The following is a 19656-nucleotide window of genomic DNA, read 5'->3' as shown; positions in this document are numbered from 1 at the left end:
TCGCGGGTGCGGGTGGATGCCCCGGTCGGGGCACGAAAAAACCGCCCGGCGCGAGCGCGCGGGCGGTTCTCTCGGGACTCGGCCCGGCGGCGTCGTCGCGGCGGGCACACAAGCCCGCGCGGCGACGCCGCGCTACGTGACCAGGGTCAGCCGATATTGGCCGACATGTCCGGGATCATGCGGTAGACCTCGGACTCCCAGTTCCGCCAGTTATGGATACCGGTGGGCGGGAAGCTGTAGGTCACGTTGTTCGCGCCCAGGGTCGCCATGCGGACCTGGAACGCGCGGGTGTTGACGTGGGCCAGCAGTTCCAGCGGCACGCCCTGCACCACGTCCATCGGCGAGCCGATGTCGCCACCGGAGGGCAGACCGCTGCCAGCGGCGACCCACAGGCGGGTGTTATTGGCCTTCAGGCGCGGCGCGAAGACGAACGGGTCCATGCGCAGCCACTGCGGACCCCACGGCGGGGCCATCGCGTCGATGTTGTAGCCGCCCGCGCTGATCATCGCCAGGCGCAGGGCCTCGCGCATACCGGGGGCCGAGATGTTCAGGTAGCCGGAGAACGCGCCGGCGAAGCTGAACTGCTGCGGGTGGTACGCGGCCAGCGTGAGCGCCGCGCTGCCGCCCATCGACAGGCCGAACACGCCGTTGCGGGTGGAGCTGAAGCCCAGCCGGTCACGCAGCGCGTTCTTCAGGTTCTGGGTCAGGAAGGTCTCCCACTTGTAGGTGTTGACCTTGCCCAGGGTCTCCTGCCAGCCCGACGATCCGGTCATCGACGAACCCGCCGACGACCCGGACGGGCCGGAACCGGTGGGGATGCCGAGGAAGGTGCTCGGGGCGTTCCAGTCCGCGTAGAAGCTGGACGGGCCGCCGACCGGCATGACCACGTTGATGTTCCACTTGGCCAGCTCGCGGGCGACCTCGGTGTCGATCTCCCAGCCGTTCAGGTCGCCGCGGGCGCGCATGCCGTCCAGGGCGTACACGACGCGGTTGGTGTTGCCGTCGGCCGCGCGGAAGATCCGCGACTTGATGGGTCCCATGCTGGAGTCGACCCAGAAGTCGAATCCGTCGGGGTTGAACGCCGCCGATGCCGTGGCTCCCTGACCCGCGACCGTCGCTCCCAGCGGCAGTACGACGGCCAGTGACACCAGCACCGACTTCTTGATCCAGTCACGGGCTCTACCGGCGCGCGAACGTTGTGTCCGCGCGCCACGCCCGATCACGCCTCGCATGTGTTCGTTACGGCCTTTCCTTCATGCGGCCGCACGCGGCCGCGCCGACGGGTTCCGCCGGATCTCTCCATGACGAGTGCACCTCCCCGCGGATGCGCCGCCTGAGCCTAACCCGCCATCGATGCGAGGGCGTTATCAAACCGATATAAAGCGGCGCACACCACTTTTGTAGAGATGTCCAAAGAGACTCCCCGCGATTCGTGCGACCAGTGTGACACGTGGGGCGCGGATCAGCGCGGCGGTTGCGGGATCGGATCGACCAGCCCGCAGCGCTGGATCTCGTACTTGGGCACCCGGTCGATGCGGTAGCTCGCGAAATTCAGCGCGTTGCGGAAATTGTGCCGGAACCGTTCGAAGGTCAGCGGCTCCCGCGAGGAGATCAGCAGCGCCTGGGTGTCGGGGCAGCCCATGGCCGCGCGGGCCTGGGTGACCCAGTCCTCGTCCAGGTACCACGGCATCCACGGCTTGCGATCGACCATGCCCGTGTCCACGATCACCCAGTCCGGGAACAGGCTCTTGTCGTGGCCGATGCGGCCGTCGGCGAGCCGGTCGCTGTGCGCGGCCAGCGGGTAGGCCAGGCCCATCGGATCGATGACGCGCACGTCCAGCGGCACGTTCATGCTGGTCATGCCCAGGTTCAGGAAGTACACGGTGTGCCCGGCGCCGCCCTCGGGGATCGGCTGGGGCGGCGGGGCGATGTACCACATCATGAACGAGGGCGAGTTCAGCAGCAGACCGCCGTCGGGGGTGTTCGCGATGGCCTCGACCATGGGCCGCATGCGCGCGTAGTCGAGGTAGTCCTCGGCGCGGATCGGGTGGTCGTGCCCGGTGTTGAGCACGTAGAACACCCGCTCGTCCACGATGCCCGAGGAGCTGATCTTGGTGCCGTTGGTGATGGCCGTGGTGCCCGAGGCGACGACCGCCCACGCCATCGCGGCCAGCCAGGCCACCGCGACGACCGCGAGCGGCTTGCCCACCGCGCGCAGCCCCTCGCGGGGCACCCGCACCGGCAGCACCGCGACGGGCAGCAGCAACAGGAACAGCTGCGAGAGCAGCATCCGCCCGTGCATGAAGTCGCCGCCCACGCGCAGCGCGTAGATCGTGAGCACGAACCCGCTGAACAGCACCAGCGTGACCACCGCGGCGGGCGAGCGCAGCCAGGCGCGCAGCCCGCGCACCGACCAGCCGTCCAGCTTGCGCGGGGACGGGCGCACCAGGCCGGAACGGCCCGCGAACACACCGCCGATCAGCAGCACCAGCAGTGGCACCCACAGGTAGTAGGGGCCGACCAAGTCCCACAGGTAGGTGAAGCCCTGCTCCCATTTCGCGCCGCCCGCGTCCTTGGCGACGGCCGTGTTCGGGTAGGGCAGGCCGTAGTAGCCCATGCGCCAGATCTGGTAACCCATCGGCAGCAGTCCGGCCGCCGCCACGATCAGCACCCGCAGCACCGTGGGCGAGAACCGGGCCTCGGGCATCGGCGCGAGGAAGATCATCAGCAGAGCGAGCGCGCCGACCAGCGCCATCTCCGGCCGGATCAGCGGCGCGAGCCCGGCGAAGAACACCAGGCCCAGCAGTTCGGGCACGCGCACGCGATCGGCCTGCGCCCACCGCATGAGCAGCCACCACAGCACGGCGATCCAGAAGATCACCAGCCCGCTCTCCAGGCCGGAGGTGGCGTAGTCGCGCGCAGGGGGCACCGCGATGTAGACGAGCACGCCCGCGGGTAGCAGCAGCGCCGTGGACGTACCGCCCCACAGGCGCGCCGAGCCCAGCATCGCGAACACCATCGCGGCCAGCGAGAGCGTCAGCGCGACGCCGAGCACCACGTACTCGAGCCGGATCTGGGTGAGCCAGGAGAAGAACCAGACGATATAGGTCCAGGCGGCGCTGGTGTTGGCCTCGACACGCTCGTCGGCGTTGAAGACCGGGCCGTTGCCCGCCAGCAGATTGCGCACGGTGCGCAGGACGATCAGGCCGTCATCGGCGATCCAGCGCCTGCTCCAGGCGCCCGCCGCGAACAGTGCGACGGTGAGCGCGATCCCACCGACGAACGTGGCGCGGGACAGGCGTAGCGACAGGGCCGAACGGTCCCGCGCGTGGGCGGGACGTTCGGACTCGTCTTCAGTTCGCTCCGCTCCCTCTACCAGCATTTCGTCAGGTGAGATAGACAGCGACACCTACCGCTCCGATCCAGGCGATTGCGAGGAACTGGAGGACGCGATCCCCCAGCGCGATCTCTTCGGGTTCTCCGGCCTCGCCACCGTCGACGTCGACCGCGTAACGCAGGATTGCGATGGTAAACGGGATCATCGAGATCGCGAACCAGGTGGTGTCGTTCTTCTCGTCCTGTTCGAACGCCCACAGGCCGTAGAACACCACGACCGCGGTGGCCGCGAGCGTCCAGATGAAGCGCAGGTAGGTCGGTGTGTAGTACTCGAGCGACTTGCGGATCTTGGCGCCGGTGCCCAGCGCGATCTGCAGCTCGGCGTAGCGCTTGCCCGCCGCCATGAACAGCGAACCGAACGCCATGATCAGCAGGAACCACTGCGAGAGCGGGATCGAGGCGGCCGCGCCACCGGCCACGGCGCGCAGCAGGAAGCCCGAGGAGACGATGCAGATGTCGAGCACGGCCTGGTGCTTGAGCCCGAAGCAGTAGGCCAGCTGGATGACGATGTAGACCGCCATCACCACCGCCAGCTGCCAGGAGGCCAGGAACGAGCCGAGGATGGAGGCGGTGAGCAGGATCGCCGCCAGGCCGTAGGCCAGGTTGACCGGCACCACGCCCGCCGCGATGGGGCGGTAGCGCTTGGTCGGGTGCGCCCGGTCGGCCTCCACGTCCATGGCGTCGTTCACCAGGTAGATGCCCGAGGCGGCCATGCAGAACACCACGAAGGCGACGCCCACGTTGGCCAGCACGTCGATCTCGGTGACCGAGCCCGCGGCCAGCGGCGCGGCCAGCACCAAGACGTTCTTGACCCACTGGCGCGGGCGGACGGCCTTGACGAGTCCGCCGACCAGGGTCTTGGGCGGGCCCTTGACGACGGCCTCGGCCAGGTCGGCGCCGGTCGGCTCTTCACTCATGTCCAAGACCTTTTCTGTGTTCGATGTGCGGTGCTCATCCCCCGCCGCCACGTCGTTACGCAAACTACCTGCCTCCGCCCTTGCGCTCATACCGTTTCTCGGCGGCGAGCACGGCGGCGGCCGACGCGGCGCCGAGCGCGGAACCGGCGAGCACGTCCGAGGGGTAGTGCACGCCGAGCACGACGCGGGAGAGCAGCATCGGCGGGACGAGTACCGCAGGCAAGGGTAGCCCGGTGAGCCTGCCGAGCAACACGGCCGCCGCCGTGGTGGAGGTGGCGTGCGAGGACGGGAAGCTCAGTTTGCTCGGCGTCCCCACGTTGACCTGCACCGACGGATCGTTGGGGCGCGGGCGCCGCACGATCCGCTTGATGACGATGGAGGCCGCGTGCGCGCCCACCGCGCCCACCGCGACCCCGGCCCACTGCCGCCTGCGCGGCTTGTCGACCAGCCAGCCCGCGGCCGCGATGCCGACCCAGCCCAGCGCGTGCTCACCGAAATGGGACATGCCGCGCGCCGCCGACACCACCGCCGGGTTGGCGCCGATCGTGGACTGCACGGCGTTGAGGACCGCGACCTCGGGCGGCCGGGTGGCCGAATCGCGCAGGCTGGGGTTGACCGCGTTCACTTGCCGGTTCCGTTCTGGTCGTCGAGGAATGCCTTCTCCCACGCCGCGGTGCCGGTGAGTTCCGCGTGCGCGTCCCGGTAGCGCCGCCGCAACTCCGGGAAGCGGGCGGCGAGTTCCTTGCGCAACCGCAGGGCCTCGCGCAGCAGTGCGGCCGCCTTGCGCGGATCGCGCTTGCGGTACACCACGCCGCGCCCGTCGGCGGTGGTCACCGTGACGCCGTCGACCTGCGAGAGCAGGAACCAGCGCGCGTCCAGCGTGGGCACGTTGAGCTGCGGGGTGTCGTGGTGTTCGGGTTTGGCGGCGCGCAGGTTGTGCACCACGCCCTTGGCCAGGCGCGCGACCTTGGCGATCGGGTTGCCCGGTTCGCCGACCGCGCCGACGGCGTGGTGGCTGGCCAGCGGCAGGTCGGTCGAGGACGGCAGCACCACCGCGTCGGGGTACTCCTTGCGCAGCGCGTGCACCTTGCCGAGCGCGCTGGGCAGCAGCTCGAACAGCCGCTCCGGACCGGCCAGGAAGTCGCGGATCGCCTCGTTCTGGATCGCGACCGTCGAATACTCCAGGCAGAGCAGGTGTTTCAGCGTCGCCTTGACGGTGTTGGCCACCATCGCGCGCCCGTCGCCGGGCAGGTGCAGCGCGGCGACCACCAGGCGGTTGCGCAGGTGGAAGTACGCCTGCCAGTCGATGGCGTCGTCCTTGTCGCTCCAGGCCATGTGCCACACGGCCGCGCCCGGCAGCGTGACGGTCGGGTACCCGGCGGCGCGGGCGCGCAGGCCGTACTCGACGTCGTCCCACTTCAGGAACAGCGGCAGCGGCTGCCCGAGCTCCTCGGCCACCCGGCGCGGGATCACGCAGGTCCACCAGCCGTTGAAGTCGACGTCGATGCGCCGGTGCAGCAGCTTGGAGTTGTCCCGGTCGCGCAGCGGGTACTTCGCGAAGTCGTGGTCGTATTCGACGTTGGGAGCGGCGGTCCACATGAAGATGCCGCGGTCGACCACCTCGCCCATGGTGTGCAGGTGCGAGCGCTCCTGCAGGTTGAGCATCTGGCCGCCGGTCAGGATCGGCGAGCGCGCGAAGCGGGCGAAGGCCAGCGCGCGCAGGATCGAGTCGGGCTCGATCTCGATGTCGTCGTCCATGTAGACGATGTACTCGGCGTTCGTGGTCTTCAGCGCCTCGTACATGACCCGGCTGTAGCCGCCCGACCCGCCGAGGTTGGGCTGGTCGTGGATGGCCAGCCGGGCGCCGAGCACGGCCGCGGCCTCGGCGAAGCCCGGCTCGTCGACGACCTTCCTGGTCCCCTGGTCGGGGATGATGACGGCCTCGATCTTGTCCAGCACCAGCGGGTCGGCGCCGAGCGCGGCGAGCGTCTTCACCGCGTCGGTGGGCCGGTTGAAGGTGGGCATGCCCACCGCGATGGTGCCCGCACCGGGCGCCTCGGCCGGCGCGTACCAGCCGCCGGAGAGCAGCGTGACCGCGGTGTCGGTGGTGATGTCGAACCAGATCCAGCCGCCGTCCTCGAACGGCGCGAGGTCGGTCTCGAACTCGACGGTGGTGGAGTCGGCCCCGGTGGGGGCTGTGTTGAATTCGCGCCACTCACTGAGCCCTACGTGGTCACGCTCCGCTACCGCCTCCGGGCTCTGAGCTCGCGGCGCACCGAATTCCTTGCCCTGCACGTGGATGCGCGAGCCGTCGGCCTTGGAGCGGTACACGTCGACCCGGCCGTGCCCGGCCAGCTCCAGCCGCAGCACCACCGAGCTCAGCACGCTCCAGCGCCGCCAGTAGCTGGCGGGCAGCGCGTTGAAGTAGGTGCAGAACGAGACCTCCGACTCCGCGCCGATGGACAGCGAGGTGCGGGTGCTCGCGTGCGCGCGGCGCGCGTTGGTGGCCGACTCCTCCAGGTAGAGGGTGCGCACGTCGAGGGGTTCGCCCGGCCGGGGCAGGATGATGCGCTGTAGCAGCGAGATCGCGCGGGTCCGGTTCGTCATATCGTCCAGGATCGGTGCGGTGGTCACTCGGCGACCCCGTCGGTGAGCGGGGCGCCCGATTCCAGGTGCGGTCGCAGCACATTCTCGAACATGCTCAGCGCCGAGCCGATCGCCATGTGCATGTCCAGGTACTGGTAGGTGCCGAGACGGCCGCCGAAGAGCACCTTGGCCTCGGCGGTCTCGCGCTTGGCGCGCTCGCGGTAGGCCAGCAGTTTGGCGCGGTCCTCGGGGGTGTTGATCGGGTAGTACGGCTCGTCGCCGGTCTGCGCGAAGCGCGAGTACTCGCGCATGATGACTGTCTTGTCGGCCGGGTAGTCGCGCTCGGGGTGGAAGTGGCGCGGCTCGATGATGCGGGTGAACGGCACGTCGCCGTCGTTGTAGTTCATCACCGAGGTGCCCTGGTAGTCGCCGGTGGCCAGGACTTCGGTCTCGAAGTCGATGGTGCGCCAGCCCAGTTCGCCCTCGCTGTAGTCGAAGTAGCGGTCCAGCGGGCCGGTGTAGACGACCGGGGCGTCGGGGTTCTGGGCGCGCAACTCGTCGCGCACCTCGAACCAGTCGGTGTTCAGGCGCACCTCGATGAGTTCGGAGGCGGCCATGTTCTCCAGCCACTTCGTATAGCCCTCTTTCGGAAGGCCCTCGTAGGTGTCGTTGAAGTAGCGGTTGTCGAAGGTGTAGCGCACCGGCAGGCGGGTGATATTGCCCGCGGGCAGTTCCTTGGGGTCGGTCTGCCACTGCTTGGCGGTGTAGTCGCGGATGAACGCCTCGTAGAGCGGGCGCCCGATCAGCGAGATCGCCTTCTCCTCGAGGTTCTGCGCGTCGGCGGTCTCGATCTCGGCGGACTGCTCGGCGATGAGCGCGCGCGCCTCCTCGGGGGTGAAGTAGCGCCCGAAGAACTGCGAGATGAGGCCCAGGCCCATCGGGAACTGGAAGGCCTGCCCCTTGTGCATCGCGAAGACGCGGTGCTGGTAGTTGGTGAATTCGGTGAACTGCGTGACGTAGTCCCACACCTTCTTGTTGGAGGTGTGGAACAGGTGCGCACCGTATTTGTGGATCTCGATCCCGGTCTCGGGTTCCGGTTCGGAGTAGGCGTTGCCGCCGATGTGGTGGCGGCGGTCCAGGACCAGGACGCGTTTGCCGAGGGTCGCGGCGACGCGCTCGGCGATGGTCAGCCCGAAGAAGCCGGAGCCGACGACGATCAGATCGAAGGGTGTGGAGTTACCGGGGGACGATGCGACGGTCACGGGAGCCCAGAGTATCGGAAGTCCGCGCGCGCCCCCGGGGAAGGCGGCCCCCGGTGGCGGCCACGGGAAATTCTCGCGATGTTCGCCGAAACCACAACCTGCCGTCCACCGCGGCGCTATTACATAGGCACCCGAGCTGAACATACGTCCAGTTGTCGCCCCCGAGTCGGTCACCGACCATCACCCGGAGTACGCCCATGCGAATCCCGCGCCTCCTGGCCCCGCTGACGGCGGCCGTCGCGCTGTGCGCCGTTCTCGGTACCGGAGTCCTCGTTCCGGCCACCGCGAACGCCACACCCCAGACCCTCGCCGCGACGCCCGTCGCCGGCGCCGCGGGCCCGTGCCTGCCGGGCGCGCCGACGTTCGACGACGTGGTCACCGCCGCCGCGAGCGCCGTCCGCACCGCGGTCCCGCCCGCGCAACTCGCCGACTACGACCGGCAGGTGCAGGACTTCCGCCTGGCCGTCGCATCGCTGCGGGTGCACCGCGACGGACTGCCCAAACTGCCCGAACAGGTCGGTGAGCGGCTCGAGTTCCTGGACGACCCGATCGTCACCTACCTGGTGAACGGCCTGGACGCGGTGCGCACCGGACGCGTGCACGAGACCGTGTCGATCTCCGAACTCACCGTCAACGACGTCGTCGAGGTGTTCATCCTGGCCACCCGGATCGTGAAGATCCCCGCGCAGCTGGCCGCCAGCCTGGTGCCGACGGTGGGCTTCTTCCTCAAGCCGATCGTGGGCGCGATGTTCAATGGTGTGAAGGCCGTCGCGCGACAGATCCAGAACGCCGTCGCCACCACCTGCACCGCACCGGGGGTGTATCCGGCGCTCGAGCTGGAGCAGCCGCCGATCGGGCACGTCGTCTTGCCGCAGCCGCTCATCGACCTGGCCAATTCGGTGGTGCTCGCCGACGGCACCTGCACGCCCGTCGCCGACCTCACCACCCGCGAACTGGTCGAACGCACCAGGACCTTCCTCGACACCGCCGGGCTGCCGCTGGACCGGCCGGCGATGCACGCCGCCGCCGACTCGCTCCAGGCCTTCCTGCGCGACAACCGCGTGGCCGAACTGATGCTGATGCGGCGCACCGAGGAACTCGGACCGCTCGTGCACGCCATCGACTACGGCCCGCTGACCTTCCTCACCAACCTCGGGTTCAGCATCTACGAGGGGCGCGCGCTGAACACCGTGCCGCTGGCCGACATCGAGGTGGAGCACGCCTTCGACCTGGCGACACTGAGCCTGGACGTGACCAGCCTGCTGCTCACCGCCGGGAACACCGCGCTCGGGTTCACCGGGGTGGGGTCGGCGGTGACGACGCCGCTGTCGATCATCCAGACGCTGGCGTTCGCGCCGACGACGTACGGCGCGCCGGTGCTGAAGGGTGTCATGCAGTCCATGTGCGCGGCCTGATCGGGAGAGCGCCGGGTCGAGACTTGTTCTCGGCCCGGCGTTTTCGCGTGCGGAACTGCCGGTGAGCGCGCAGGCCGACCCGTCACGCCGGGAAGCCGACGTCGAGTTCCACCGTGTCGCGTTCGGTATACAGCCGCCAATAGCGTTCGCCCACTTCGGCATTGGTGATGCGCGGGAGGACGAGACCCGGCGGTACCGCTTCGGGGTTCTCGTCCACGATGCGTTCGGCCTTGCTGTTGCCGATCAGCGCGCCGAGCGCCACGCCGAAGTTGGCGAGGTAGGGCTGGAAGTGGCGTTCGGAGTGGCCGGAGGAGAACAGCAGTGCGCCGGAGCCACGCGCGGGCGTGGCCATCGGCACCCTCTACAACCGGTTCCCCACCCGCGACGACCTGATCGCCGCCGCCGTCTCCGACCGCGTCGAGGCGGGCAGCCGCATCGCCGAGGACGCGCTCACCCTCGGCGACCCGTGGGACGCGTTCGTCTACCTGGTCGAAAAGATCTGCGAGCTACAGGCTTCCGACCGGCTGCTCAGCGATCTCGCACTGCGCGCCGCGCCCAGCCCCGCCATCGCGCGCGCCCAGGAGTACGGAGTACGGCCACGGCGGCGTGCGGTAGTACAGGAAGCTCGAATAGTCGTGGCGCCACATGAATACGCCGCCCGCCGCCGACGCGACGAGGAACTACCCGGCCACCAGGGCCGCGACGGACGCCAGGATCGCCGTCGCCCCGCTCGGGCGCGGGCCGGGCGGGCGCCCGTACATCTGCTGCCCCTGTGGCGGTGGCGCATACCCCGGCTGAAAGGCGAACTGCCCGTTCGCACCGGGCTGCGGATAGGGCTGCTGTCCCGGTTGCGCGCCGCCGTGTGGCATCTGCGGGTAGCTCATCGAATGTCCCTTCGCTGTGCGGAATTCGGCGCTAACGGGCCTGCGGAACCGGGCGGGTGCGGAGCCAGCGGGCGGTGGGTTCCAGGAGGGCGAAGACCGCCAGGGCGAGGGGGACGGCGATCATGACGACTCCGTAGACCGTCGCGAGGTAGGAATCCGACCAGCGGGTCACGATGTTCGCGATGCCGAGGATCACCGCGATGGCGCAGCCGATCGGCAGGACCACCCGGCCGGCGAGGCGGCGCGCGAGCAGGAGAATGGCGCCGGTGGCGAGCACCAGCGCCATGACTGGCTTTCGGCATCAATACGGCGGGTACTGCGGCTGGCCGTAGGGGTTGGGTTGGGCGTACGGGTTCGGCTGGCCGTACGGGTTGGGCGGGTAACCGTAGGCGGGGGCCGAGGTGGTGGCGCGGGCGTCGATCCAGCGGACGGTCGCGCCGACGGCGGCGAGGATCAGGGTGGTGACCGGGAAGATCAGGCCGACGACGGTGCCGAGCAACGAGACGCCCGCGGTCCGGCCGTCCAGCGCGCCTATGCTGCCGAGCAGCGCGCCGTTCGTCACCAGGCTGCCGATGCTCAGGACGATGGCGACCAGGCAGCCGATGATGACCATCGAACGGCCCGCGCGACGGCGCATCAGCAGCATGACGCCGCCGATCCCCAGTAGTGGCGCGAGGATCGCCAGGCAACCGATGCGCGCGTACAGGAACATCTCGTACTCGAACCCGCTGTAGACGGAATCGTTGAACACGTCGTTGTAGTCGTGGAAATCGACCACCGCGACCACGCCCGAAATCAGGCCGACGACACCCGCCACGCACCCGAGCAACGCCAGAATCCCGGCGGTGATCGCCGTCCCACCACCTGGCGGCCGCGTGTTCCCGTACGGCGCATAACCGTTCGGCGCGGGATATCCCGGATACATGACACCCTCCCCCGTCGCAGATCTCCTCCGCGCGTGACTCTACCGCCACGGGGCCGACGTGCGGGGCCCGGAAGTACGCCCGGCATTGCGGCGACCGAAACCTCCCTCGCGTCCCCGGCGCTCTGGTGCCTGCGCCCACCTCGCTGACCTGCCCACCACGGCCCGGCCGCGCACCCCCGCCCAGGTCGACGTCGTCGGCCCACGCCGACCACCTACTCGGGAGCCGGCGCGGTGCGCGCGTTCACCCCAGGGTGGACCGCAGCATCACCAGCACGAAAGTGTCGGTGGGGGAAAGCCGGAGATGGGTGGAGCGACGTGCCCGAGGCGGGCCCCGGGAGCCGGCTCAGGTTCCTTGCAGTTCGGCCCCTGACGGCTGCGCGGGCGCCGTGAGCCAGCGGCGGGTGTTGCGGTGGGCGGCGAGGTAGAGGGTGAGAACGGGGAAGCCGAGGGCGAACAGGAGGGCGGCCAGGGCGGTGGCCGCCGAGATCGAGCCCAGTTCACCACGCTGGATCACATCGATCACCGTGGTGACCGAGCTGGGCAGGAGCGCGCCCACACAGCCGAGGATGACCAGGACGCGGCCCACCTTTCTGCGCATCAGCAGAAACGCGCCGCCGACGCCGAGCACTATCGCCACGAGGACGCTGGAGGCGCTGAAAACCAGCTGGTAGACGTCGGAATCGACGATGTAGGTCGAACGCAGGTGTATCCCGTCGGCACCGGCGAGCGCGAGGATCAAGAAGCCGGCCCCGACCAGAGCGTTGGCCAGGCAGCCCAGCACCGCGAGCACTCCCGCCGCGATGGCGGTGCCGCCGCTCGGCCGGGGTTGGTCCGGCGAGTACTGCGCGGCGAGCGCCCGCCGTCGCGCGGCCAGCGCGGGATCGTCCTCGAACCACAGTGCGGTCGCATGGATCCCGGCCGCGACGAGGATCAGCACGGGCAGCACGAGTCCGGTGAGGTTGGGCAGCACATCGTTGTGCACCAAGGCGGTGATCGCACCGGGCAAGCCCGTCGTGGAGGTGGCGATGTCGGCGGAGTATCCGCTCGAGCCGGGCCAGCGGACGCCGTAGTCTGATTCGTACCCGATCAGCGCGCCGAACAGGCCGACCGCGCCGACGGCCGTCCACACTCCCGCCGCGAGCAGGATCGCGAATCGCCCGGCCTCGTCACGGCGGTAGACCAGCAGCGCGCCGTAGCCGAGGGCGAACGCGAGCAGCACTCCGCCGAGCACGGTGATGCCGGCGAGGGAGTTGTCGTAGCGAGCGGCGTGCCGCAGGACTCCCACGCCCACCACCAGCGCGCCCACCAGATTGGCGAGCGCGCCGAGCGCCGCCAGCCCGATCGTCACGTTCGCCGCGGTGGTCCCCGGCCTCTCACGCGACACCCCCACACTCATGTCGACCATCCGGTCCACCCTCCTCCACCGCGCGATCGTCACTCCCGATGGTCGAGTATGCCCAACCGTGCCCCCACACTCACCTGCGCGGGAACAATCGCGCGATTCCCACTCGGCGCAACAGACCCCGCGCCGGGGGAAAGAACCTCGCCCTCGCCCGCACGCGGAACGCCCGCACGCGGATGGGCGTGCGGGCGTTCGTGCTTCGACCTAGCGGAGGTTGGCCTCGGCGTAGATCTTCATCGCGTCACGGACGAAGGCGGCGGTGCCTTCGGCGTGCTTGTCGTAGTGCACCGTGAAGCGCGGGTCGTCGACGTACATCTGGCCGAGGTTGATGAAGTAGTCCGCCACCACCTCACGCCCCTGCCAGCCGACACCGACCCAGTCCTTGTGGCGGGCGGTGATGGCCTGCACCTCGTCGCTGTCGGGCGCCAGCCCCGCGGTGAACGCGCGGCCGTAGTCGGCGGCGATATCGGCCTGGGTTTGCTGGAACTGCTTCTTCTCCTCGTCGCTGAGCGAGCGCCACCAGCGGTCGCCGCTCTCGTAGGCGTCCTTGCCCCAGCGTTCGATGACCTCATCCTTGTAGCGCGTGTGGTCGAACCCGTCGAAAACTTCTGCTGCCACGAGATTTTCACCTCTTTCCGTCTTGTCCAGCGTGGCCGTCACCGAGTCGATCTGCCGCCGGATCCGGTCCTGTTCCTGCCGCAGCAGGTCCAGGTGCGTGCGCAGCGCGGCGGCCGCGTCCTGCTCCCCCGCGAGGACCTCGGCGATGACCGGCAGGCCGAGGCCGAGTTCCCGCAGCAACAGGATTCGTTGCAGCCGCACGAGGGAGTCCTGGTCGTAGTAGCGATACCCGTTGGGGCCGATCCGGCTGGGCGGTAACAGCCCCAGCTGCCCGTAGTGGCGCAGCGTTCGGCTGGTGGTACCGGCCGCCCTGGCCAGATCCTGGATGGACCATTCGCCGGTCCGGGTACCCGTTCCCACGATCCGGGTCTCCTTCATCTCGTCGGTGAAACCAGTCTGCAAGTTGACGTAGCGTCAAGGTCAACCCTGATTGTCCAGGGGCTTCGCGGAGGGCGGCACGAGCGCGCCGAGACAGTCCGCGAACCGACTCGAGCTACCGGGCCCGAGCCGGGCCGACCCACAACGTCCGGGACCCCGGTCGCATCACCGCTCTGGAACCCGGCCGTGGGCGGACAGCGCGCGTCACGGTTAGCCCGCAGCACACACGACTACCCGGCATGCGGCTGCGGAGCGGAAGGTGCCACGAGTCGTCCGGCGCGTGCTTCGCACCTGTCACCTCGAACCTACGCTCTCGCCCGCGTCGCCGCTGCTCGGCAGCCTCGGGTCCCCGGGGTACGTGGGCGGCCCGTTCGAACCCGGTCCCGTCACCCCGAAAAGAGCGACGCGGCCCCCCAGCCGAGACCGGGAAGCCGCGCGCGAGCGGAAACTATTCGGAGGAAACCGGTTCCGAGGGTTCACCCGGCACGACGTGCTCGGGTCCCAGCGGAACGGACTCCGCGCCCGGGGCCACATCCGGACCGGTCGTGGACTCCGAACCGGGAACGGCGTTCTGCCCCGGCGACGTGTCCGACCCGGGCGGCACCGCGCCCGACTCCGGCATGTTCTCCGGAATCGACGGCCGCTCGTCGGGGTCCGGGATCAGATCCAGCAGCGTGTCGAAGTCGATGACCTGCGGCCCTAGCGTCGGTGTCGCGATGATCACGCCGTTGGTGAACAGCCGGTAGGTCCCGGAGTTCAACGGCAGCACCCACTCCGGCCCGAGCGGCGCGCCGAGCGGACCGTCCTCACCGCCGGTGCGGCGGTATTCGGCGTCGATGATCGTCTCGGTGGTCGAGGTGCGGGTGCGCGGGTCGGCGGGCGGGCGCGCGACCTCGAGTTCGGAGGGCATCGGCCCCACCTCGAAGGTCTGGATGTCGGCGGGCTCACCCCCGTCGGGTGCCGAGGAGTACTCCGAGCGCAGGATCCGTCCGTCGCGCAGGAGCACCGTCCCGGCCGTGGACGCGACCGCCGCCGCGGCGCGCGGATCCTCTTTGGCGGTACCGGGATACACCTGGCAGTCGGTGGAATCGCAGGTCCCGGCATAGGGATAGCGGGTTTCGGACAATGCGTACGAGCGCGCGGCGATGGCTTGGGCGCGCAATGCTTCCGCCGCGCCTTTGTCCGCCCAGTTGGCCTGCATTTCCGCGGGCACGACACCGAGCAGATAATCCTCGACGTCCACCCGGTTCACCACGCGCGATTCACCATTTTCGCTGGCCACGCCCAACGCACCACGATAACTGGGGCCGCCGCACAATTTCAGGTGTTCGGCGGCGGGCCGCCCCGGATTCGGATCCAGCGGATAGACCCAGGGATCGGAGGTGGCCGATTGCCACAGGACTTCACCGTCGCATCCGACGGTGACCACCACGTTCGCGCCGCCGTCGGGCAGCGGGGTGAGGTGGGCGACCTGGCCGGGTTCGAGTTCACGGCCCGCCACGCGGATGCCCGCGTCGGCGAAGGCGTCGAGGGAGCCGTTGTCCATACCTTGGAGCCGGACGGCGAGCACGGTCGGCGGGACGGTGCCGAGCGTCGCGCCGGGGTAGTAGTGCTCGAGGATTCGTTCGGCGAGCCAGCCCTGCTGGGCGTTGTCGAAGGCGCCGTGCTGGCTCATGCCACGTCCGTGGCCGGGTCCGGCGAGTTCCCGATACGGCGTGTCGCCGGGTGTCGACCCCCCTGTCGTGTACGCCCCCACGGTCACCATCGTGCCGGTGAGCACCGCTGCGCCGCCCGCGGCCAGCAGTGCGTGAAACGGTAGCGGACCTGGTCGGATTCTATTGCGCATCGGGTACTCCCACGGGTCGTCGGGACCGGATCACGTCGCGGTTGTCGGCATGTCGTTTCCATTCCGGTCGCATTCCGAGAGCTACATTCGAGCAATCACATGATCCTAATCCTCAACAAGAGGTTTAGATATGTGACATTAGTGAACTAGTGTGATGGTTGATGCATCAGGAAGCAAGGCCCTGAACACCGCGCCTGATCACCGGTTCGACCTGATTGGAGACGCTCGTGCCGCACCGCAAACCGAAACGTTCATACGTGCTCCCGATGGTGACCACGCTGGCGGTGGCGGCTCCCCTCGCGGCACTGGTCCCGGGCGATTCGGCCGACTACCGCCAAGCCAACGACACCGATGTGGCCGCGGTGCCCGCCCAGCTGGCCGAGGTGATGCTCACGCAGGCGCCCGAGATCACCTTGCCGCTGCGCGAATTGACCGGCCTCGACCTGCCCGACCTGCGCCTTTCCGATCTGCGGATGCTCCCGTTGCCCGCCTCCATCCCGATTCCGGAAGGCTTACCCCTACCACCGGGGGTGCAGCTACCCAAGGAGATTCCGCTCCCGCGCTTCGCCCCCGAAACCCAGGCGCCCGCCGCGACCCCGACCCCCGCACCGGGCGCTGCGATCCCCACACCCACCCCGGGCACCGCAATTCCGACACCCGCGCCCGGCGTGTCGCCCGGAGCGCCGAACGCGGGCGCTCCCGGTGCGTCGAACCCCGGCTCGCAGTCGCCGGCGGGCTCGAACCCGCAGTCCCCCAACGGTGCGGCTCCCTCACCCGACGGCGCGACCCCCAACCCACACGCACCCGACGGCGCTCCGGCCCCCGGCAGCGCGCCCGACTCCGCACCCGCGAACACGGCACCCGACTCCCAGCCGCCAGCCGGTGCCGCACCCGCAACCCCCGCACCCACCACCCCGAACACCCCCGCGACCCAGTCGATCCCGGCTCCCGCCACTCCCAGCCCCGTCCCCCAGCCCATCCGCTTCATCGCCGACCCGGCGCAGCTGCCGGAGGGCACCACCCCCGACACGCCCGCCCTCGCTCCCGGCGCCGTGCCCGCGGATCTGGTGGATCAGGTCGGCGCGCAGGTCAAGGAGCTGTCGCGTGATACGCCGTTCAGCGTCGTGGCGCTCACCGCCGCCGATCTGGCGGGCACCAAGGCGATGGTGCGCGCCAAACAGCCCGACGGCACCTGGGGCCCGTGGTACGAGACCGAACCGATCGACACCCGCCGCGACGACGCCACCCCGGCCGGCGGCACGGCGGGCACCGAACCGATCTACGTCGGCAACACCACGGCGGTGCAGATCCTCGTCACCCGCGACCGGGCCGCCGGAAACCCCGCCGCCGCACCGCCATCCGCGCCGTGGGAGCCCACACCCGCCGCCGCGCCGATGGGTGATCCTATGCAGGCCGATCCGCTCACCGCCGTGCTCATCGATCCGGGCCGCGGCGCGATCGACGGCGCGCTCTCCGAGGTGGCCGCCGCGCTGCCCGGCGGCGGCCCGAACGTGATCACCCGCGCGCAGTGGGGCGCCGACGAGTCGATCCGCTGCGCCGAACCGACCTACGACGACGCGCTCGGCGGCGTCACCGTGCATCACACGGCGGGCCGCAACGACTACTCGAAATCCGAGTCGGCGGGCATCGTCCGCGCCATTTACACCTATCACTCGCGCACGCTGGGCTGGTGCGACATCGGCTACAACGCGCTGGTCGACAAGTACGGCCAGGTGTTCGAGGGCCGCAAGGGCGGCTTGGATCGCCCGGTGCAGGGCGCGCACGCGGGCGGGTTCAACGAGAACACCTCGGGCGTGGCGCTCATGGGCAACCACGAGTCGGAGGCGCCCTCGGACGCGGCGATCAACGCGGTCGGCCGGTTCGTCGGCTGGCGCACCAAGATCGCCGGCCTGGACCCCAAGGGTTACACGACGATGTACTCCGAGGGCACCGAGTTCACCCCGTACCGCCAGGGTGAGGCGGTGCGGTTGCCGATCGTGTTCGCGCACCGCGACGTCGGCAACACCAGCTGCCCCGGCGACGCCGGCTACGCGGCGATGGATCGCATCCGCGATATCGCGGCGAGCGGCGGGGGACCGAGCCCGAATCAGCAGCAGCCACCGCGCAAACGGACCCAGTCGGATCTGGCGACGCTGGCGGCGCTCACCGCGAAGCTGCTGACGATGGTGAACGACAACCTGATCGCCAAGCACTACGCCGCGTCGGGCGGTCCCGACGGCCCGCTCGGCCAGGCCGATTCCGAGGTGCTGCCCGCCGCGCAGGGCGCGCAGTACGCGAAGTTCGTCAACGGCTACGTGTACACCACGCCCGACGGCGAGGTGGTGGAGGTGCTGGGCGAGATCCTGGACCGCTTCCTGCAACTCGGCGCCGACGCGGGCATCCTCGGTCTCCCCCTCACCGACGCCTACCCCGTGCCCGACGGCCTGCGCGCCGACTTCCAGTACGGCTCGCTGATCCTCAACCAGATCACCGGCATCGTCACCACGGTTTGGAAGACCTACAACGAGACCTACCAGCAGGAAATGGGCCGCGACGAGGGCACCGAGGTCTCCGCTCCGCCGCCGGCCGAAACCCCCGCTCCCGCAACCCCTCCCGAACCAGCCCCGGCCGGCTGACCGTTCCGGAGATCACACCTCGGCAGGAGGGCTGGGCCGCCACGCGGTCCAGCCCTCGGTCAGCAGATAGCACCCCACCAGCACGGCCGTGAGCACCCCGTCGCTCACCACCAGCTCGCCGGCACCGTCCACCTCACCCGACAACCAGACCACGCCGGCGACGGTCAGCGCGGCCTTGTGAAAGATCACCAGCTCCCACACACCGGGCAACCCCCGCGGCCGCCACGCCAGCAGCAGGAACAACCCCGCGAAGACGACCAGCCCGAACGATCGCCACACCCGCTCGACCTCGGCGCCCGCCAACGCGGTGTAATCCGGAATCATCGACGCCGCGCCCGCCAGCGCGGCGACGGCGCCGAGCACGAGCAGCACCCGCGCGACGCGATCCCGCCAGGCCGCAACGGGTGGATTCGCCATGGCGCTCATGCTCAGAACCCTAGGTGACCCGGCGCGATGTCGCCCTTCGAGCGAAATCCGCTCAGGTCCACCACCGTTCCAGCACCCGCGCCACCCCGTCCTCCGCGTTGGTCGCCGTCACCTCATCCGCCACCGCCAACGCCTCCGGATGCGCGTTCGCCATCGCCACGCCGTGTCCGGCCATGCTCAGCATGGGCACGTCGTTGGGCATGTCGCCGAACGCGATGATCGCCGGATGTTCCACGCCCAGGCGCTGCGCGACCGAGGCGAGACCCGACGCCTTGGTCACGCCGGGGGCGGACAGCTCGATGAGGCCGTGGTCGGTGGAGTAGGTGATGTCGGCGCGATCGCCGATCAGGGGCGCGAGCACGTCGCGCATCTCGCCGCTGGGCGCGCCGCGCAGCCGGATGAGCATCTTGATGGCGGGCGTGTCGATCACCTCGTCGCGGGCGACGGCGGTGTCGTCGGGGTTGAGCCAGGCGTGTTCGTAGAGCGGGGAACTCACGAACTGCGGCGTCACGGCGTCGTGCGCGCTGGCGCCGACGCGTTCGGCGGCCAGGCCGCAGCCGGGCAGCGCCCGTTCGGCGAGGTCGGCCATCCAGCTCAGCGTCTCGACGTCGAGAGTGTGGCTGGCCAGCACGCGATCGGTGGCGCTGTCGTAGATCACCGCGCCGTTCCCGCAGACACACAGCGGCGCGTACCCGAGCCCGTCCACCACGGGATCGATCCAGCGCGGTGGGCGTCCGGTGGCGAGCACGAACGGCACACCGTCGGCGATGAGCGCCCCGACCGTGGCCCTGGTGCGCGGCGTCACGCGTTCGTCGTGATCGATGAGGGTGCCGTCCACGTCGGTGGCCACCATCTTCGGCTTGGGGAGGTGCAGGCGAGTCACCTATTCCATCCTGCCGGAAAAGCGTCTCGGCGCGGTCGCGGACCACCGGCGCGGGGGTTTCGCGGACATGCCGTGGGCCCAC

17 protein-coding genes are annotated in these 19656 nt (G+C 69.8%); 2 read left to right on the top strand and 15 right to left on the bottom strand.

Translation table 11 applies throughout. The annotated features are described in order from the left end of the window. Positions 1-146: 146 nt before the first annotated feature. From DFR74_RS15530 to glf, 6 genes are all read right to left on the bottom strand, one after another. Positions 147-1232: an alpha/beta hydrolase gene (locus tag DFR74_RS15530; protein ID WP_067509761.1), complete on the bottom strand. Its 1086-nt coding sequence runs from the start codon at positions 1230-1232 to the stop codon at positions 147-149. Positions 1233-1462: 230 nt separating this feature from the next. Then, positions 1463-3382 carry a flagellar motor control protein ZomB gene (gene zomB, locus DFR74_RS15525; protein ID WP_232331764.1) on the bottom strand — a complete coding sequence of 640 codons (1920 nt, stop codon included), beginning with the start codon at positions 3380-3382 and terminating at the stop codon, positions 1463-1465. A 4-nt stretch (positions 3383-3386) separates the two neighbouring features. Then, a complete protein-coding gene (locus DFR74_RS15520) occupies positions 3387-4313 on the bottom strand; it encodes a decaprenyl-phosphate phosphoribosyltransferase (RefSeq protein ID WP_067509764.1) in 927 nt (308 codons plus the stop codon). Positions 4314-4377: 64 nt separating this feature from the next. Beyond that, entirely contained in the window at positions 4378-4938 is a 561-nt protein-coding gene (locus DFR74_RS15515; protein WP_195124908.1) for a phosphatase PAP2 family protein, read from the bottom strand. Beyond that, complete coding sequence (locus DFR74_RS15510) at positions 4935-6920, bottom strand: glycosyltransferase (RefSeq protein ID WP_067509893.1); 1986 nt, start codon at positions 6918-6920, stop codon at positions 4935-4937. Before DFR74_RS15510 ends, DFR74_RS15515 begins: the two co-directional genes overlap by 4 nt. A gap of 23 nt (positions 6921-6943) precedes the next feature. After that, complete coding sequence (glf, locus tag DFR74_RS15505; protein ID WP_067509766.1) at positions 6944-8161, bottom strand: UDP-galactopyranose mutase; 1218 nt, start codon at positions 8159-8161, stop codon at positions 6944-6946. A 197-nt stretch (positions 8162-8358) separates the two neighbouring features. Between glf and DFR74_RS15500 the strand changes: the two genes are divergently transcribed. Then, entirely contained in the window at positions 8359-9576 is a 1218-nt protein-coding gene (locus DFR74_RS15500; RefSeq protein WP_067509768.1) for a hypothetical protein, read from the top strand. A gap of 82 nt (positions 9577-9658) precedes the next feature. Here DFR74_RS15500 and DFR74_RS15495 read toward each other — a convergent pair whose 3' ends face one another. The 7 genes from DFR74_RS15495 to DFR74_RS15465 form a co-directional block, all read right to left on the bottom strand. Beyond that, complete coding sequence (locus DFR74_RS15495) at positions 9659-9928, bottom strand: hypothetical protein (protein WP_067509770.1); 270 nt, start codon at positions 9926-9928, stop codon at positions 9659-9661. A gap of 328 nt (positions 9929-10256) precedes the next feature. Further along, positions 10257-10460, bottom strand: a complete 204-nt coding sequence (locus DFR74_RS35425; protein ID WP_067509772.1) for a hypothetical protein — start codon at positions 10458-10460, stop codon at positions 10257-10259. A 31-nt stretch (positions 10461-10491) separates the two neighbouring features. After that, entirely contained in the window at positions 10492-10746 is a 255-nt protein-coding gene (locus tag DFR74_RS15485) for a hypothetical protein (protein WP_067509775.1), read from the bottom strand. Between the two features lie 15 nt (positions 10747-10761). After that, a complete protein-coding gene (locus tag DFR74_RS15480) occupies positions 10762-11385 on the bottom strand; it encodes a hypothetical protein (RefSeq protein WP_067509776.1) in 624 nt (207 codons plus the stop codon). A 343-nt stretch (positions 11386-11728) separates the two neighbouring features. Further along, positions 11729-12790: a hypothetical protein gene (locus tag DFR74_RS15475; RefSeq protein WP_113975119.1), complete on the bottom strand. Its 1062-nt coding sequence runs from the start codon at positions 12788-12790 to the stop codon at positions 11729-11731. A 201-nt stretch (positions 12791-12991) separates the two neighbouring features. Beyond that, positions 12992-13783 (bottom strand): MerR family transcriptional regulator, encoded by a 792-nt coding sequence (locus DFR74_RS15470; RefSeq protein ID WP_067509779.1) that lies wholly within the window; start codon positions 13781-13783, stop codon positions 12992-12994. A gap of 448 nt (positions 13784-14231) precedes the next feature. Then, positions 14232-15629: a SpoIID/LytB domain-containing protein gene (locus DFR74_RS15465; protein ID WP_113975118.1), complete on the bottom strand. Its 1398-nt coding sequence runs from the start codon at positions 15627-15629 to the stop codon at positions 14232-14234. A 266-nt stretch (positions 15630-15895) separates the two neighbouring features. Between DFR74_RS15465 and DFR74_RS15460 the strand changes: the two genes are divergently transcribed. After that, positions 15896-18265, top strand: a complete 2370-nt coding sequence (locus tag DFR74_RS15460; protein ID WP_084537743.1) for an N-acetylmuramoyl-L-alanine amidase — start codon at positions 15896-15898, stop codon at positions 18263-18265. A 12-nt stretch (positions 18266-18277) separates the two neighbouring features. On the opposite strand, the gene DFR74_RS15455 is transcribed toward DFR74_RS15460, so the two are convergent. Together DFR74_RS15455 and DFR74_RS15450 are read right to left on the bottom strand one after the other, a co-directional pair. Next, positions 18278-18691, bottom strand: a complete 414-nt coding sequence (locus tag DFR74_RS15455; RefSeq protein ID WP_067509781.1) for a hypothetical protein — start codon at positions 18689-18691, stop codon at positions 18278-18280. A gap of 52 nt (positions 18692-18743) precedes the next feature. Next, positions 18744-19544 carry a Cof-type HAD-IIB family hydrolase gene (locus tag DFR74_RS15450; RefSeq protein ID WP_067509783.1) on the bottom strand — a complete coding sequence of 267 codons (801 nt, stop codon included), beginning with the start codon at positions 19542-19544 and terminating at the stop codon, positions 18744-18746. Between the last annotated feature and the right edge of the window lie 112 nt (positions 19545-19656).

The sequence above is a fragment of the Nocardia puris genome, from assembly GCF_003315035.1.
GTDB lineage: Bacteria > Actinomycetota > Actinomycetes > Mycobacteriales > Mycobacteriaceae > Nocardia > Nocardia puris.
The sequence above is the reverse complement of the archived record's forward strand: the minus strand, read 5'-3'. Positions and strand labels throughout refer to the sequence as shown.